Annotated in this window: 12 protein-coding genes; 2 read left to right on the top strand and 10 right to left on the bottom strand. The window is 70.8% G+C overall.

Features of this window, described 5'->3' with window-relative positions; genetic code table 11:
- Window positions 1-28 precede the first annotated feature (28 nt).
- Genes galK through galT form a run of 3 tightly spaced genes read right to left on the bottom strand, consistent with a single transcriptional unit; the run spans window position 29 to window position 3,268 of the window.
- The gene (gene galK / locus ACFPQ9_RS28150) at window positions 29-1,192 is read right to left on the bottom strand and encodes a galactokinase (protein ID WP_380859115.1); all 1,164 of its coding nucleotides are present in this window, start codon (window positions 1,190-1,192) and stop codon (window positions 29-31) included.
- Between the two features lie 31 nt (window positions 1,193-1,223).
- Complete coding sequence (galE, locus tag ACFPQ9_RS28155) at window positions 1,224-2,186, bottom strand: UDP-glucose 4-epimerase GalE (RefSeq protein WP_380859118.1); 963 nt, start codon at window positions 2,184-2,186, stop codon at window positions 1,224-1,226.
- A complete protein-coding gene (gene galT, locus ACFPQ9_RS28160) occupies window positions 2,183-3,268 on the bottom strand; it encodes a galactose-1-phosphate uridylyltransferase (protein ID WP_380859121.1) in 1,086 nt (361 codons plus the stop codon). The genes galE and galT overlap by 4 nt, the downstream gene beginning before the upstream one ends.
- Window positions 3,269-3,427: 159 nt before the next feature.
- Between galT and ACFPQ9_RS28165 the strand changes: the two genes are divergently transcribed.
- The gene (locus ACFPQ9_RS28165) at window positions 3,428-5,125 is read left to right on the top strand and encodes a sodium:solute symporter family protein (protein ID WP_380859124.1); all 1,698 of its coding nucleotides are present in this window, start codon (window positions 3,428-3,430) and stop codon (window positions 5,123-5,125) included.
- 18 nt (window positions 5,126-5,143) lie between these two features.
- Window positions 5,144-5,485, top strand: coding sequence for a hypothetical protein (locus ACFPQ9_RS28170; protein WP_380859127.1), 342 nt, complete (start codon window positions 5,144-5,146; stop codon window positions 5,483-5,485).
- A 140-nt stretch (window positions 5,486-5,625) separates the two neighbouring features.
- Here the strand turns inward: ACFPQ9_RS28170 and ACFPQ9_RS28175 are convergent, their stop codons facing one another.
- The 7 genes from ACFPQ9_RS28175 to rsmA all read right to left on the bottom strand — a co-directional run bounded on the left by ACFPQ9_RS28175 (window position 5,626) and on the right by rsmA (window position 15,916).
- Window positions 5,626-6,318, bottom strand: a complete 693-nt coding sequence (locus ACFPQ9_RS28175) for a helix-turn-helix transcriptional regulator (RefSeq protein WP_380859130.1) — start codon at window positions 6,316-6,318, stop codon at window positions 5,626-5,628.
- Window positions 6,319-6,622: 304 nt separating this feature from the next.
- Entirely contained in the window at window positions 6,623-8,464 is a 1,842-nt protein-coding gene (locus ACFPQ9_RS28180) for an outer membrane protein assembly factor BamB family protein (protein WP_380859133.1), read from the bottom strand.
- Window positions 8,465-8,535: 71 nt separating this feature from the next.
- Window positions 8,536-10,344 carry an outer membrane protein assembly factor BamB family protein gene (locus tag ACFPQ9_RS28185; RefSeq protein ID WP_380859136.1) on the bottom strand — a complete coding sequence of 603 codons (1,809 nt, stop codon included), beginning with the start codon at window positions 10,342-10,344 and terminating at the stop codon, window positions 8,536-8,538.
- 368 nt (window positions 10,345-10,712) lie between these two features.
- Window positions 10,713-12,521: an ABC-F family ATP-binding cassette domain-containing protein gene (locus ACFPQ9_RS28190; RefSeq protein WP_380859139.1), complete on the bottom strand. Its 1,809-nt coding sequence runs from the start codon at window positions 12,519-12,521 to the stop codon at window positions 10,713-10,715.
- Between the two features lie 201 nt (window positions 12,522-12,722).
- Window positions 12,723-13,841 carry a peptidoglycan recognition protein family protein gene (locus tag ACFPQ9_RS28195; RefSeq protein WP_380859142.1) on the bottom strand — a complete coding sequence of 373 codons (1,119 nt, stop codon included), beginning with the start codon at window positions 13,839-13,841 and terminating at the stop codon, window positions 12,723-12,725.
- A gap of 164 nt (window positions 13,842-14,005) precedes the next feature.
- Window positions 14,006-14,923, bottom strand: a complete 918-nt coding sequence (locus ACFPQ9_RS28200) for a 4-(cytidine 5'-diphospho)-2-C-methyl-D-erythritol kinase (protein WP_380859145.1) — start codon at window positions 14,921-14,923, stop codon at window positions 14,006-14,008.
- Window positions 14,924-15,916: a 16S rRNA (adenine(1518)-N(6)/adenine(1519)-N(6))-dimethyltransferase RsmA gene (gene rsmA / locus ACFPQ9_RS28205; protein ID WP_380859148.1), complete on the bottom strand. Its 993-nt coding sequence runs from the start codon at window positions 15,914-15,916 to the stop codon at window positions 14,924-14,926.
- Window positions 15,917-15,941: the final 25 nt, after the last annotated feature.

Raw genomic sequence — 15,941 nt, forward strand, 5'->3', positions numbered from 1 at the left:
CCACGCGGCATCGGCTCCCGGCGGAGCGTCAGCGCACGCGTCGCGCGCCGGCCGCCGGCACCGCCTCGAAGACCCTCGGCGCCGTGAACCCGGCGGTGGCGAAGGCCTCCTCGACCGCCTTGGTGATGGTCTCCACGTCCGCCGCCTCGGCCAGCACGATCGCCGAGCCGCCGAAGCCGCCGCCCGTCATCCGCGCGCCCAGGGCGCCACTGGCCAGAGCCGTGTCCACGACCAGGTCCAACTCCGGGCAGGAGATGCGGAAGTCGTCCCGCAGGGAGGCGTGCCCCTCGGTCAGCACCGGGCCGATCGCGCGCGTCTCGCCCGACTCCAGCAGGGCCACGACCCGCTCGACACGCTGGTCCTCGGTGACGACATGGCGCACCAGACGGCGGACCTCCTCCTCGTCGCCGAGCCCGTCGAGGGCCGCCGCCAGGTCGTCGTAGGCGATGTCGCGGAGCGCGTCCACGCCCAGGAGCGCCGCGCCCTTCTCGCAGCCCGCGCGGCGCTTGCCGTACTCGCCCTCGCTGTGCGAGTGCTTGACCTGGGTGTCCACCACCAGCAGGCGCATGCCCTCCGCCGCCAGGTCGAAGGGGATCTGCTTCTGGGAGAGGTCGCGGGTGTCGAGGAACAGCGCGTGGCCCACCTCGCAGCACGCGGACGCCGTCTGGTCCATGATCCCGACCGGGGCGCCGACGTACACGTTCTCCGCGCGCTGGCACAGCCGGGCCAGCTGCCAGCCCTTCTGCCCCAGGTCGTACAGGTCGTTCAGGGCGAGCGCCACGACGACCTCCAGGGCCGCCGACGAGGACAGGCCGGCCCCGGCCGGGACCGTCGAGGCCAGGTGGACGTCGGCGCCGGCCACCACGTGGCCGGCCTGGCGCAGCGCCCACACCACACCCGACGGGTACGCCGTCCAGTCGCGGTCCGACTCGGGTTCGAGGTCGTCGACGCGCAGTTCCACGACGCCGCCCTCGACGTCCTGCGAGTGCAGCCGCAGCACGCCGTCGGTGCGCGGGGAGACCGCCGCGACCGCGGTGTGCGGCAGCGCGAACGGCATGACGAAGCCGTCGTTGTAGTCGGTGTGCTCGCCGATCAGGTTGACCCTGCCCGGCGCGGCCCACACCCCCTCCGGCGCGGCCCCGTACAGCTCCTCGAACCGCTCGGCGACCGCGGCTGCCGTGTCGACGTTCATGCCCTGCCCCACCCTGACCTTTCGCTACGTTCTAGTTGCCGCGCCGCTGCGCGAACTCCCACGCGTCCGAGACGATGCCCGCGAGATCCGCGCGGGACGGGTTCCAGCCGAGCCGGTCGCGGGCGGTGTCGGCGGAGGCGACCAGGACCGCCGGGTCGCCGCCCCGGCGCGGGGCCACGACCTCGGGGATCGGGTGCCCGGTGACCTGCCGGACGGTCTCGATGACCTGGCGCACGGAGAAGCCGTTGCCGTTGCCGAGGTTGCAGATGAGGTGTTCGCCCGGCTCGGCGGCCTTCACCGCGAGCAGATGGGCCTCGGCCAGGTCGGCGACGTGGATGTAGTCCCGCACGCAGGTGCCGTCCGGCGTCGGGTAGTCGTCGCCGAACACGGAGATCGCGTCGCGCCTGCCCTGGGCGACCTGGAGGACGAGCGGGATCAGGTGCGACTCGGGGTCGTGGCGCTCGCCGTAGGAGCCGTAGGCACCCGCGACGTTGAAGTAGCGCAGGGAGACCGCGCCCAGGCCGTGGGCCGCCGCCTCGCCGGTGATCATGTGGTCGACGGCGAGCTTGGAGGCGCCGTAGGGGTTCGTGGGCCGCGTCGGCGCCGACTCGACGATCGGCACCTCGGCCGGCTCGCCGTAGGTGGCCGCCGTGGAGGAGAAGACGAGCTTGCGCACGCCCGCCTCGCGCATGGCGCCGAGCAGCGCCATGGTGCCGCCGACGTTGTTGTCCCAGTACTTCTCGGGCTTGACGACCGACTCGCCGACCTGCGAGGACGCGGCGAAATGCAGCACCGCGTCGAAGGAGGAGTCCAGCCACTTGGCGGCGTCGCGGATGTCGCCCTCGATGAAGGACGCCCCGGACGGCACACCCTCGCGGAAGCCGGTGGTGAGGTTGTCGAGCACGACGACCTCGTCACCCGCCTCGATCAGGTGCTGCGCGACCACGCTGCCGACGTAGCCGGCCCCGCCGGTGACCAGAAACTTCCCACTCATCTACTCGCTACCTCTCGCAGTCGCTCGGCCGCGCGCTCCGGCGGCACGTCGTTGATGAACACGTTCATGCCGGACTCGGAACCCGCGAGGAACTTCAGCTTGCCGGAAGTGCGGCGGATGGTGAAAAGCTCGAGGTGAAGCGCGAAATCGTCCCGCACGACGCCCTCGAAGTCCTCCAGTGTGCCGAACGGCGCCTGATGCCAGGCGGCGATGTACGGCGTCGGAGGCTCACCGACAGAGCTTTCCCCTCCGTCCCGCCCATCGAAGATCCGGTCGAAGCGCCTCAAGAGTTCCAGATAAACCTTGGGGAACTCTGAGCGCGCGTCCTCACCGAGGGCGAGCAGATCGGGCACACGGCGCTTGGGGTACAGGTGGACCTCGTACGGCCAGTGCGCGGCGTACGGCACGAAGGCCAGCCAGTGTTCACCCTCCAGGACGACCCGCCCGTCGGCGAGTTCACGCTCCAGGACGGTGTCGAAGAGGTTCTCCCCGCCGGTCGCCTCCTTGTGCGCGGCGGCCGACCGCAGCATCAGGGCGGTACGCGGGGTGGTGAAGGGGTAGGCGTAGATCTGCCCGTGCGGGTGGCCGAGGGTGACACCGATCTCGGCGCCGCGGTTCTCGAAGCAGAACACCTGCTCGACGGAGGGGAGGGAGGACAGTTCCGACGTCCGGTCCGTCCACGCGTCGAGAACCAGCCGCGCCTGCTCCTCGGAGAGATCGGCGAAGGACGCCTGGTGGTCGGGGGTGAAGCAGACGACCTCGCAGCGCCCGGAGTCGCCGGCCAGCGAGGGGAAGCGGTTCTCGAAGACCACGACGTCGTACGACGCGTCGGGGATCTCGCTCAGCCGGTCGCCCTCGGAGGGGCACAGCGGGCACTGGTCGGCGGGCGGGTGATACGTCCTGCCCTGCCGGTGCGAGGCGATGGCGACGGCGTCGCCGAGCAGCACGTCATGACGGACCTCGGACGATGTGACGGTGCGCTCCAGCGGGCGGCGGTCGACCGCGTCCCGCACGGTGTCGTCGCGCAGGTCGTAGTAGATGAGCTCACGACCGTCGGCCAGTCGGGTCGAGGTCTTCTTCACACCGGACTCCCATCAAACAGAACTAAACACAGAGAAACACAACTCACCACCGTCGTCAACATCACAATCAAACAAAGAGCACCATCTGACGTGTTCAAATACTGAACGCAGGGGCGTAGGTTCCGCTGGGTATCGATTCGCGAGACGAAGCGAGCACATATGCAAACCCCCACAAATTCCCCCACCTATCTGGCAGCCGAGCTACGGCTCCCCACGAACTGGCTCGACTACACGCTGCTCGGCATCTACTTCGTGGTGGTGCTGGGTATCGGCTTCGCGGCCCGCCGCTCGGTGAAGACCACCCTCGACTTCTTCCTCTCCGGGCGCTCCCTGCCCGCCTGGGTCACCGGTCTGGCCTTCATCTCCGCCAACCTGGCCGCCACCGAGATCCTCGGCATGGCCGCCAACAGTGCCCAGTACGGTGCCTACACCGTCCACTGGTACTGGATCGGCGCCATCCCGGCCATGGTGTTCCTGGGCCTGGTGATGATGCCCTTCTACTACGGCAGCAAGGTCCGCTCGGTCCCCGAGTTCCTGCTGCTGCGCTTCGACAAATGGGCACACCTGCTCAGTTCGATCCTGTTCGCCTTCGCCGCGATCCTGATCGCCGGCGTGAACCTGTACGCCCTGGCGATCGTCGTCGAGGCCCTGCTGGGCTGGCCGCAGTGGGTGGCCATCGTGGTCGCCGGCTTCTTCGTCCTCGCGTACATCACCCTCGGCGGCCTGTCGTCCGCGATCTACAACGAGGTCCTGCAGTTCTTCGTGATCCTGGCCGCGCTGATCCCGATCACCGTGCTGGCGCTGAAGAAGGTCGGCGGCTGGGACGGCCTGAGCGACAAGCTGACCCAGACCCATGGCGACAACTTCGTCACCGCGTGGGGCGGCACCGGTATCGGGGAGGCGAACCCGTTGGGCGCGAACTGGCTGACGATCGTCCTCGGCCTCGGCTTCGTGCTGTCGTTCGGCTACTGGACGACGAACTTCGCCGAGGTCCAGCGGGCCCTGTCCGCGAAGAACCTCTCGGCGGCCCAGCGCACCCCGCTGATCGCGGCCTTCCCGAAGATCTTCATCGTGTTCCTGGTGATGATCCCGGGCCTGGCCGCCGCGGCCCTGGTCCCCGGCTTCGGCACGGAGGAGTCGGGCTACCAGTACAACGACGCCATCCCCTATCTGATGGAGGGGCTGCTGCCCAACGGCGTGCTGGGCATCGCGGTGACCGGCCTGCTGGCCGCGTTCATGGCCGGCATGGCGGCGAACGTGTCGTCCTTCAACACGGTGTTCACCACGGACATCTGGGCGAAGTACGTGGTGCAGGGCCGCGAGGACGCCTACTACGTGCGCTTCGGCCGGCTGATCACGGCGATCGGTGTGCTGGCGTCGATCGGCACGGCGTTCCTGGCATCGTCGTTCTCGAACATCATGAGCTACCTCCAGACCCTGTTCTCCTTCTTCAACGTGCCGATGTTCGTGGTCTTCATCGTCGGCATGTTCTGGAAGCGGGCGTCGATGAAGTCCGGCTTCTGGGGTCTGCTGGCCGGCACGACGGCGGCGATGGTGAACTACTTCGTCTTCTACAAGCAGGACATCATCTCGATCCCCTCCGACCAGGGCGCCAACTTCGTCTCCGCGATCGCGGGATTCGTGGCCGGTGCGGTCGTCATGGTCGCCGTCTCGCTGTTCACCGCCCCCAAGCCGACGAAGGAGCTCCAGGGCCTGGTCTACGGCACCCGCTCCCCGGGGATGGCCGAGCCGCCGGCCGAGGGCGACGACGCGTGGTACCGCAAGCCGGCGTTGCTGGGCTGGGGTGCGATCGTGCTGGCGGCCGCCTGCTACATCCCGTTCTCGTTCTCGCTCTGACGACGGAGGGCTGACATCATGACCGACCCACACTCCGAACACCCCGGGTCCTCCGGGTACTCCGAGCAGGACGTCCAGCGCGAGGTCACCGAGCTTCAGGAGAAGTCGGCCACGGCCGCGCGGCTCTTCGACATCCGGCGCATCATCGGCGGCCTCTTCGTGCTCTACGGCGTGATCGTCACGATCGCCGGGCTCACCGATGACGACGCCACGATCGACAAGGCCGAGGGCGTGAACATCAATCTCTGGACCGGGCTGGGGATGCTGCTGCTGGGCCTCTTCTTCCTGGTCTGGCTGAAGTTGCGGCCCACGGCTCCGCCGCCGCCGGATGTCGAGGCGGGGGAGGAGCCCCAGGGCTGACGGTGGGTGGGGGCGGGCGGGTCTCTCTTCGCCCCCGCCGCCCCTTCCCGTCCCGTCCCCGGGGGCTGCCGCCCCCGGACCCCCGCTTCGGCCTGAACGGCCTCGTCCTCAAACGCCGGACGGGCTGGAAGCTGGGGCAGCTACTCCCCCTGTGTCTCCGTCTGCGGCACCGGTCCCGCCCGGTCCAGCAATCCCGTGCGGGCCGCCAGGGCCGCCGCCTCCAGGCGGGAGCCGACGCCGAGTTTCATCAGGACCCGCTGGACGTGGGTGCGGGCCGTGGACGGGGCGATGCCCATACCGGCGGCGATCAGGCGGGTGTCCTCGCCGTCGGCCACCCGTACCAGGACCTCGACCTCGCGCGGGGTGAGCAACTGGAGCAGGCGCTGGCCCTCGTCGTCCGGTTGCGCCGCGGGGTTGAGCAGTTCACTGAACGCGCCCTGGAGCAGCTGCGGCGCCACCGCCGCCTCCCCCGCCCGTGCCTTCATGATCGCCCGCTCGACGCCCTCTATGCGTTCGTCGTGCCGGACATAGCCGGAGGCCCCGGCCGCGAACGCCGCCGCTATGCCGCGCGGGCTCGGCACCGGGCCGAGCACCAGCACCGCCACCTGCGGACGTTCCCGTTTGATCTTCGCCACCGGGTCGAACATCCCCGGTTCCGCGGGCGTCGCCGTCCCGAGCAGGCACACCTCGGGCGCCCGCGTGATCACCAGCTCCGCCGCCCCCGCGGCGGGCGCCGCCGCGGCCAGCACCCGGTGCCCCCTCAACTTCAGTGCCGAGGCCAGTGCCTCGGCGAGCAATCGGTGGTCGTCGACCACCATGAGCCGAACTCCCATCGAGCAACCCCCCAGTCCCCCCAATGGATACCCATCACTACCCAGGACCGCCTGCGCCAGTCCGGATGCCCCACTATGGATGCCCACTGGTCCGCGCGGACAGAAGCCCCCTCCCGGCTCCCCCGCCCTTCATGCCCCCGGAAGCTACACGCTTGTTCGACGTTGCGCTCCCCCTACAGGCGAGAAGTGCCCCGGAACGGCGGATTTTCTGGCTTTCCGGGTATTCGAGGGCGATGAGACGGTACGCGAACGGCTCCGCCCCCGAGCAGGGACGGAGCCGTCTTCACCACCGGGCTCGGCGATCTCAGCCGTTCGCGCCGAACGCGATCACATGGGCCTTGCGGGTGCCCGAACTGCCCAGCTCGCTGGCGAACTTGGCGGACATGTACAGACGGCCCTGCGAGTAGAGGATCTCGGAGTACTCCGGCGACATCCGCGTCTCCACGTCCCGCACGGGCCTCGTGGCCGGGTTCTCCAGCAGCTTCGTCTCCTCGAAACTGCCGCCGTCGATGCTGACGATCTGTCCGCCCTTGTCGTAGGGGGGACGCTTGTACGCGATCACATTGCCGCCGTCCATGCGCAGGGGCGTGATCGTGTACCGGTCGCCCGCGTCCGCGCGCTGACCGGTCTGCTTGCCGGTGGCCAGGTCGAAGGAGACGATCTCGTTGGTCTGGCCGTACTCGCCGCTGCCCTCGTGCTGCTTCGTCTCGACGTAGAGCCGGTCGTTGCCCACCACGACGCCCGTGCACGACTCGATGGTGGTGACGCCGGAGCAGCGGGCCGCGAACTGGTCGCCCGGCACGGAGATACGGATGCGCAGCTTGCCGGTCCTGTTGTCGATGGAGAAGGCGTCCGTGATGCCGATGGCGTCCTCGGACTGGCCGGCCTCCGCCGCCACGACCAGCGGGTCGGTGGAGATGACGCTGGCGTACTCGACGCCCTCGGCCATCTTGTACTCGGAGATCACCTTCCCGGTCTTCGGGTCGATGGTCTGGATGTGCAGCTGGGGCTGGTCGTAGGAACCGCACCTGCGGACCACGGCCATCTTCGGGCCGCCCGCGTACCCGAGGTCGTAGCAGTCGTCGTCGGCTTTCGGGACCCACAGCGGCTTGCCCGACTCCAGGTCCCAGGCGGCGCCGCCGCTGGTGCCGCCCGCGGCGACGGTGCCCCCGCTGACGGTGATGTTGTCGTAGCGGATCTGCCCGTCCGCGTTCTGGGCGGACTTGGTCCACAGCTTCTTGCCCGCGTCGAGGTCGATCGCGGCGACCTGGGTGCAGCCGTGCGAGGGCTTGTCCTTGGTCGGCATCGCGGGCTCGAAGGCGACGGCCGTCACACCGTCCTCGCTGATGTGCTTGCTGGCCTGGCACACCGGGCCGGGCAGCTTGACCGACCACAGCTCGGAGCCCTTGTCGAGGTCGTAGCCGACGATCTCCGCGACACCGCTCTTGACGTACGCCTTGTCGGTCAGCCACGAGCCGGACACCACGATGCTGGTGTCGTCGTCGACATCGGGAGCCGGGACCTGGAAGAGGACCGAGGAGGCGGTGTTCGAGGGCACCTTCTCCGTGCCGTCGGGGGCGTCGAAGCCGCCGCCCGCGTCATCGCCACCGCCGCCGGTGCCGCCGCTGGAGCTCGCGGTGTCGTCCTTGCCGCCCTTGTCACCGGACTTCGCGTACCAGACGCCACCGCCGATGATCAGGGCGATCACCACGACGGCCGCCGCCACGACGACGGCCAGCTGCGAGCTGGACCGGCCCCCGCCGGCGGGCTGTCCGGGCTGCGGGTGCATCGGCACGGTCTGCTGCGGATAGCCGTAGCCGGGCTGCTGCGTGTACGGGTTCTGGGGCTGGCCGTAGGGGTTCTGCGGCTGGCCGTACGGAGCGGGCTGCGGGGTCGCAGGGCCGTACCCGGGCGGGGCGGCCTGGGGGGCGCCCTGCGGGGGCTGGGGAGGCTGGGGGTAGCCGTAGCCGGGCTGCCCGGGTGCCTGGGCCGGCGGCTGCGGAGGCTGCGCGGGCGGCTGCTGGGGCCGTTGCGACGGCTGGGGGGCGCCGAAGCCGCCGCCCGGCTGCTGGGGCGGCTGATCCTGCGGCGGGCCGAACCCGCCCGGCGGGGGCTGGTTGGGCGGCGGAGGCGGCGGCTGGCTCATGGCGTGGGTACCTCAGGGGAGGGGGACGACGGACACGGGGTCGGGCGCGAGGGGCGCGAGCGGTGCGCGCCTCACTTGCCGAAGGCGAGCATCAGCTTCTCCTTGGCCTCGTCCTGCCCGCTCAGCCGGGTGCTGGAGAGGTAGAAGCGGCCGTCGGCCCAGGCGTAGGCCTTGGAGAAGAAGCCGTTCTCGATGTCCGCGGCGCTCGCCGGGTTCTGGAGCACCTTCGCCGGCTGGTGGCCGCTCCCGGAGATCGGGATCGCCACGACCTGGCCGCCCGCGTCGTAGGTCGCCTGGACGTAGGCGATGAGCTTGCCGTCCTCGACCTTGATCGGCAGCATCGAGTCGTCGGCCGGGGACTTCACCCGCCACTTCTCCTTGCCGTTGCCGAGGTCGATGGCGACGATCTCATTGGCGCTGGCGGTCGACTTGGTGGGCATGTACAGCGTGTTCGCGTCGGCGACCACGCCGGAGCAGCCCTGAAGGTCACGCTGGAGGATGGCCCAGCCGCACTCGGCGCCGATCTCCAGGTCGACGTCGACCTGGGAGCGGATCTTGCCGGCGGAGTCGAACGTGGAGATGTTCCACGCCTTCTTGTCCTCGTTCGTGCCGTAGATGACCAGCGGGTCGAGGGAGAAGACGCGCGACACGCGCCAGCCCTTGTCGAAGCGCCTGGTCCACTTCGCCTCGCCGGTCGACGGGTCGAGCTCCTGCACCTCGTCGTGCTCGTCGCTGCTGGAGGCGGCACAGGACGCGACGGCGATGATCTTGTCGCCGCCCGCGAAGGCGTCGGGGAAGCACTTGTCCCCGAAGCGCGTCTTGTCCCACATCTTCTCGCCGCTGTCGATGTCGTACGCCGTACCGGACTGCGAGCGGCCCACCAGCAACGTCTTGCCGGTGATGGTCAGTTCGACGTCGAGCGTGCTGTCGAAGAGCTGGCCGTCGGCGACGCTGCCCTTCCAGCCCTTGTCGCCGGTGTTCAGGTCGACCTGCTGGAGCTGGTTGCACTTGGCGCGGTCGCTGCTGCCGCTCATGTACGCGACGACGATCTTGTCGCTGTCGGACTTCTGCGGGGTGACCGCGCAGATCTTCTCCGGGAAGGTGATCGGGTCCCAGGCGTCCTCGCCGTCGGCGACCTTGAAGCCGAAGAGCTGCTTGTACGCCGCCTTCACCGCGGTCCGGTCGGTGATCCACATGCCGGGGGCGTCGGCGCCGGACTTGGGCGCGTCGGGCGCCGGCTTGTACCAGAGCACCTTCGACTCGCCCGCCTGGCGGCCCCCGTTGAGGTTCTCCGGGTCGTCACCGCCACCGCCGGATTCGGACGGCGACTCGGAGCCCTTGGGGTCGTCGCTCCCCTGGGCCACCGGCTTGTCGTCCTTCTTGTCGTCGCCACCGGTGACCGCGTACACGGTGCCACCGATGACGAGCAGCGCCGCGACGGCGGCGCCGATGACGACGGCGGGCTTGCCCTTGAAGGGGTTGCGCGAGCCACCGGGCGGGGTGCCGGGTGCGCCCGGGTACTGCGGCTGGGGCGGGTAGCCGTAACCCGGGGCGGGCTGCTGCGGATACCCGTACGGCCCCGGCTGCTGCTGGGGCTGGGCGTACGGCCCGGACTGGTACGGGCCCGGCTGAACTGGCTGGCCCGGCTGCTGCGGGTAGCCGTAGCCGGGCTGCGGGGGGCCGGACGGCGGGGTCTGCGGGGGCGGCGGCGTCTGCGGCGGGCCCTGCGGCGGCGGGGGTGTCTGGGGGGCGCCCTGCGGCGGGGGCGGGGTCTGCGGCGCACCTTGCTGCCCGGGCTGCGGCGCTGCGAAGCCGCCCTGCCGCGGGTCCTGTGGTGCGCCGAAACCGCCCTGCGGCGGCTGGTTGGGCGGCTGGCTCATGAGCGGTTCCCCCTTGAGACCGGTGTGGTGCCACGTTCTGTGCCGTCGCGTTTCCGCCACACCAGCGTTTCTCAGACTGTTCTCAGGCGGCCCTTTCTATCACCCGCCACCGACAGCACACCGGCCCGCATCCTCCCCTGTTCCCAAGGGAGAACCGCCCCGTGATACCCCCGTTATGCGCCTTCACGCCCCCTTCACACAGCACACGCAGCCGCCCGACAACGGCGCCGCAGGCGCCTTTTGAAGGGGCGCGGGGCCGTATCGATTTGCGGCTACCGCCGCGCGGGCGCGACCAGCCCCCACACCGCCGCACCCGACACCCCACCCAAGCCCGCCACTTCCGTAGTCACGGCCAGACCAGCGGAGCGCTACGCGTCCTCCGCCAGTTCCAGCCACCGCATCTCCAGCTCATCCCGCTGCCCCGCCAAGTCCCGTAGCTCCGCGTCGAGTTCGGCGACCTTCCCGAAGTCCGTCGCGTGCTCGGCGATCTGCGCGTGCAGCTTGGTCTCCCGCTCGGAGAGCTTGTCGAGCTGCCGCTCGATCTTCTGCAACTCCTTCTTGGCTGCACGCGAGTCGGCCGAGCTCTTCTCCGGCACGGCCTTCTCCGCGGCCGGAGTCGCGGCAGCCGCCGCGACCTGTGCCTCCATCCGGTGCCTGCGCTCCAGGTACTCGTCGATGCCGCGCGGCAGCATCCGCAGCGTGGCGTCGCCGAGCAGCGCGAACACCCGGTCCGTGGTGCGCTCCACGAAGAACCGGTCGTGGGAGATGACGATCATCGAGCCCGGCCAGCCGTCGAGGACATCTTCCAGCTGGGTGAGCGTCTCGATGTCGAGGTCGTTGGTGGGCTCGTCGAGGAAGAGGACGTTGGGCTCGTCCATGAGCAGCCGCAGCAGCTGGAGCCGGCGGCGCTCACCGCCGGACAGGTCACCGACCGGCGTCCACTGCTTCTCCTTGTTGAAGCCGAACGTCTCGCACAGCTGACCGGCGGTCATCTCGCGGCCCTTGCCCAGGTCCACGCGCTCACGCACCTGCTGGACGGCCTCCAGCACCCGCCAGTTCGGGTTCAGCTCGGCCACTTCCTGCGACAGGTAGGCGAGTTTGACGGTCTTCCCGACCGCGATCCGCCCGCCGGCCGGCTGGGCCTCGCCCTCGGTCCGCGCGGCCTCGGCCATCGCGCGCAGGAGCGAGGTCTTGCCCGCGCCGTTGACGCCGACCAGGCCGATGCGGTCGCCGGGGCCGAGCTGCCACGTCACATGCTTGAGCAGCACCTTGGGGCCGGCCTGGACGGTGACGTCCTCCAGGTCGAACACCGTCTTGCCGAGCCGGGAGGACGCGAACTTCATCAGCTCGCTGCTGTCGCGGGGCGGCGGTACGTCCTTGATGAGCTCGTTGGCGGCCTCGACCCTGAAGCGCGGCTTGGACGTCCGCGCGGGGGCGCCGCGGCGCAGCCACGCCAGCTCCTTGCGGACCAGGTTCTGCCGCTTGACCTCCTCGGTCGCGGCGATCCGCTCACGCTCGGCGCGCGCGAAGACGTAGTCGGAGTAGCCGCCCTCGTACTCGTAGACGTCGCCGCGCTGGACGTCCCACATGCGGGTGCAGACCTGGTCGAGGAACCAGCGGTCGTGGGTGACGCAGACGAGCGCCGAGCGCCGCTCGCGCAGGTGCTGGGCGAGCCAGGAGATGCCCTCGACGTCGAGGTGGTTGGTGGGCTCGTCGAGGACGATCAGGTCCTGCTCCTCGATGAGCAGCTTGGCGAGCGCGATCCGCCGCCGCTCGCCGCCGGAGAGCGGGCCGATGACGGTGTCCAGGCCCTGCGGGAAACCGGGCAGGTCGAGCCCGCCGAAGAGGCCGGTGAGCACGTCCCGGATCTTGGCGTTGCCCGCCCACTCGTGGTCGGCCATGTCCCGGATGACCTCGTGCCGGACGGTGGCCTCGGAGTCGAGCGAGTCGTGCTGCGTGAGGACGCCGAGGCGCAGCCCGCCGGAGTGCGTGACCCGGCCGGTGTCGGCCTCCTCCACCTTGGCCAGCATCCGGATCAGGGTCGTCTTGCCGTCGCCGTTGCGTCCGACGACGCCGATGCGGTCGCCCTCGGAGACGCCGAGCGAGACACCGTCGAGCAGGGCACGGGTGCCGTACACCTTGCTGACGTTCTCGACATTGACCAGATTGACGGCCATTTCTCTCCTGCCCAGGGGGACGATCGACCTTCCAGGGTAGTCGCGCCCACCGACAGCCCCGCACGCCGCCGTCCGCACAGCCGTACGCCGCCGTCCGCACAGCCGTACGCCGCCGTCCGCACCGCCGTACGCCGCCTTACGCACAGCCGTACGCCCCGGGGACCCCACCGCGGTCCCCGGGGCGCCTCGCCGTGCCCGGCGTCAGCGGCGTGCCGCCGCCGCACGGACCTCGGCCAGGAGGTCGTACATGACCTGGCCGGGGCACTCGGTGTCGAAGTAGTCGCGGTGGCCGCCGACGGTGTCGGTGTCCTTCTTGGTGCCGTTGACGGGGTTGGTGTAAGTCACCCTCGCCTGCGGGTCGAGGCCCTTGAACCGGGTTATCACCTTGATCAGCCGGATCAGGGAGGCCTTGGCCGCGTCCGTCGGGGGCTTCTCCTGGAGGTTGCCGATGAGGGCGATGCCGAGGGCGCCGGAGTTGTAGCCGACGGAGTGGAAGGCGGTGACGAGGTCGCCGTCGGGGTTGAAGGCGGGGATGCCGTCGTCGCCGGAGTAGCGGCCCTCGTAGACGGTGCCCGCCTCGTCGATGAGGAAGTGGTAGCCGATGTCGCCCCAGTCGTTGGTGATCGCGTGGTACTCGTACATCGCGCGTACCGTCGCGGCCGGGTCGGGGTCGTCGTTCGGCGTCGCGGTGTGGTGGACCGTGATGACCTGGAGCGGGTAGTACACCTCGGGCGAGTTGACCTTGCCGTCCTTGTACCGCTTGGACTCGTCGGCGCCCCAGGCCGGCCGCGAGAGGTAGCCGACGCCGCGCACGCGCGTGGGCTCGCTGGGCACCTGGACGGTGCGGTCGGGGCCGTCAGTGGTGTCGATCGCCAGCGAGCGCACACCGTCGATGCCGCTCGGCGCCCTCAGCTCGTAGACCTTGGCGTCACCGGCGGCGACCAGGGCCGTGCCACCGTCCTCGACGGCCGCGCAGCCGCTCGTCAGGTTCCGCCAGTCGCCGTTCGCGAGCCGGATGGCGGCGCCCTCCTTCGCGCCGGACCAGCGCACTCCCACGTAGGAGGCGGCGAAGGCGGTGGTGGCCTCGCCGGTGCCGGTGGCGGCCTCGGTCCGGGTGGCGGGGAACTTCTCGGGCGTGGTGCCCGAACCACCGGAATCGGAGGCGGAGTTGTCCGTCCCTTCGGAGTCGCCGGCGGCGAACACCATGGGCGTGAGCGCGGCTCCGGCGGCCACCGCCCCGCCCGCGGCGATCATGCCGCGACGGGACAGGGAGCGCTTTCTACGGTGGGACGACTGGGCGGGTGTGGGGGATTCGGACACAGGAGTGTCCCCTTCCAGAAGTGCGCTTGACGGAGGGCCGGGCGCACCGGCCCGACAGTTGAAACGTCAAGCGACCCTAATCGCCCCAACAGCCCCTCGTGTACTGCGATCGCAGTACTTCCGTGTGGAGATCGGGCGAAGAACGCGTACTTGTGAGTACGGCGTCACGCTCCGGCGGCCCGCACGACCGTGGCGCCCTGCGCGGGCCCGGCCGCGGTGCGCACCGCACGGCAAGTCCCGGACGTGCGCAGGGTGTCGGCCACCTTCACGGCCGACTCGGCGTCCCGGGCGAGGAACGCCGTGGTCGGGCCCGAGCCGGAGACCAGCGCCGTCAGCGCGCCCGCCGCGAGGCCCGCGGCGAGGGTGTCGGCGAGTTCCGGGAACAGCGAAAGGGCGGCGGGCTGCAGGTCGTTGGAGACGGCGGCGGCGAGCGCGTCCGGGTCGCCCTTGGCGAGGGCGTCGAGCAGCGGCTGGGAGGCGACGGGCTCAGGGATGTCGGTGCCCTCGCCGAGCCGGTCGAACTCACGGAAGACCGCGGGCGTCGACAGCCCCCGCTCGGCCATCGCGAACACCCAGTGGAAGGTGCCGCCCACCTCCAGCGGGCGCAGCTTCTCGCCCCGCCCGGTGCCGAGGGCCGCGCCGCCGACCAGGCTGAAGGGGACGTCGCTGCCCAACTCGGCGCAGATGTCGAGGAGTTCCTCGCGAGAGGCGCCCGTGCCCCACAGCGCGTCGCAGGCCAGCAGCGCTCCGGCGCCGTCGGCGCTGCCGCCCGCCATGCCACCGGCGACCGGGATGTCCTTGGCGATGTGCAGATGCACGTCGGGCGTGAGGCCGTACCGCGCCGCGAGCGCCTCGGCCGCGCGGGCGGCGAGGTTCGTACGGTCGAGCGGGACCTGGTCGGCGTCGGAGCCGTCACAGGTGACGCGCACCCCGCCGGGCGAGGGGGTCACGGTGACCTCGTCGTACAGGCCGACGGCGAGGAAGACGTTGGCCAGGTCGTGGAAGCCGTCCGCGCGGGCGGCGCCGACCGCGAGCTGGACGTTGACCTTGGCCGGGACCCGTACGACGACGCTCGCGCTCACTTACTCGGACTCCTCGTGCTCGGCGGCGGACCGTGCCGACGGGGCGGTGGCCTGTGTCTCCCGGCCGGTGCTCGGTGTCTCCTGACCGGTGGCCCGGGTGTCTTGGCCGGCGGCCTGTGCCTCCTGACCGGTGGCCTGCTTGTTCTCGGCGATGGCCGCGAACTCCTCGACCGTCAGGGACTCTCCGCGCGCCTGCGGGGAGACTCCCGCGGCGACCAGGGCGGCCTCGGCGGCGGCCGCCGAACCGGCCCAGCCGGCCAGGGCGGCGCGCAGCGTCTTGCGGCGCTGGGCGAAGGCGGCGTCGACGACGGCGAAGACCTCACGCCTGGTCGCGGTGGTCTTGAGCGGTTCGGTGCGCCGGGTCAGGGACACCAGGCCGCTGTCGACGTTCGGGGCGGGCCAGAAGACATTGCGGCCGATGGCGCCGGCCCGCTTGACCTCCGCGTACCAGTTGGCCTTGACCGAGGGCACGCCGTACACCTTCGAGCCGGGTGCGGCGGCGAGGCGGTCGGCGACCTCCGACTGCACCATGACGAGGGTGCGTTCGATGCTCGGGAAGGTGGCGAGCATGTGCAGCAGGACCGGGACGGCCACGTTGTACGGGAGGTTGGCGACCAGCGCGGTGGGCGGCGGGCCGGGCAGCTCGTCGACGTGCATCGCGTCGGAGTGCACCAGTGCGAACCGCTCGGCGCGCCCGGGCATCCGGGCCGCGATGGTCGCGGGCAGCGCGCCGGCCAGGACGTCGTCGATCTCGACGGCGGTGACGCGGTCGGCCACCTCCAGCAGGGCGAGGGTGAGGGAGCCGAGACCCGGGCCTACCTCCACGACCACGTCGTCCGGCCGGACCTCCGCGGTGCGGACGATACGGCGGACCGTGTTCGCGTCGATCACGAAGTTCTGGCCGCGCTGCTTGGTGGGGCGTACGCCGAGGGCGCTCGCCAGCTCACGGACGTCGGCGGGGCTCAGGAGGGCGTCGGGGGTGGGGCTGCTCACCCGACAAGGGTACGGGGCGTCGCGG

The sequence above is a fragment of the Streptomyces coerulescens genome (assembly GCF_042657965.1).
Lineage (GTDB): Bacteria > Actinomycetota > Actinomycetes > Streptomycetales > Streptomycetaceae > Streptomyces > Streptomyces coerulescens.

Coding starts and splice junctions, on each gene's coding strand:
- galE (WP_380859118.1), bottom strand. CDS start 2,186: ATGAGTGGGAAGTTTCTGGTCACCGGCGGGGCCGGCTACGTCGGCAGC.
- ACFPQ9_RS28180 (WP_380859133.1), bottom strand. CDS start 8,464: ATGAGCCAGCCGCCGCCTCCGCCGCCCAACCAGCCCCCGCCGGGCGGG.
- ACFPQ9_RS28175 (WP_380859130.1), bottom strand. CDS start 6,318: ATGGGAGTTCGGCTCATGGTGGTCGACGACCACCGATTGCTCGCCGAG.
- ACFPQ9_RS28165 (WP_380859124.1), top strand. CDS start 3,428: ATGCAAACCCCCACAAATTCCCCCACCTATCTGGCAGCCGAGCTACGG.
- ACFPQ9_RS28170 (WP_380859127.1), top strand. CDS start 5,144: ATGACCGACCCACACTCCGAACACCCCGGGTCCTCCGGGTACTCCGAG.
- galK (WP_380859115.1), bottom strand. CDS start 1,192: ATGAACGTCGACACGGCAGCCGCGGTCGCCGAGCGGTTCGAGGAGCTG.
- ACFPQ9_RS28185 (WP_380859136.1), bottom strand. CDS start 10,344: ATGAGCCAGCCGCCCAACCAGCCGCCGCAGGGCGGTTTCGGCGCACCA.
- ACFPQ9_RS28190 (WP_380859139.1), bottom strand. CDS start 12,521: ATGGCCGTCAATCTGGTCAATGTCGAGAACGTCAGCAAGGTGTACGGC.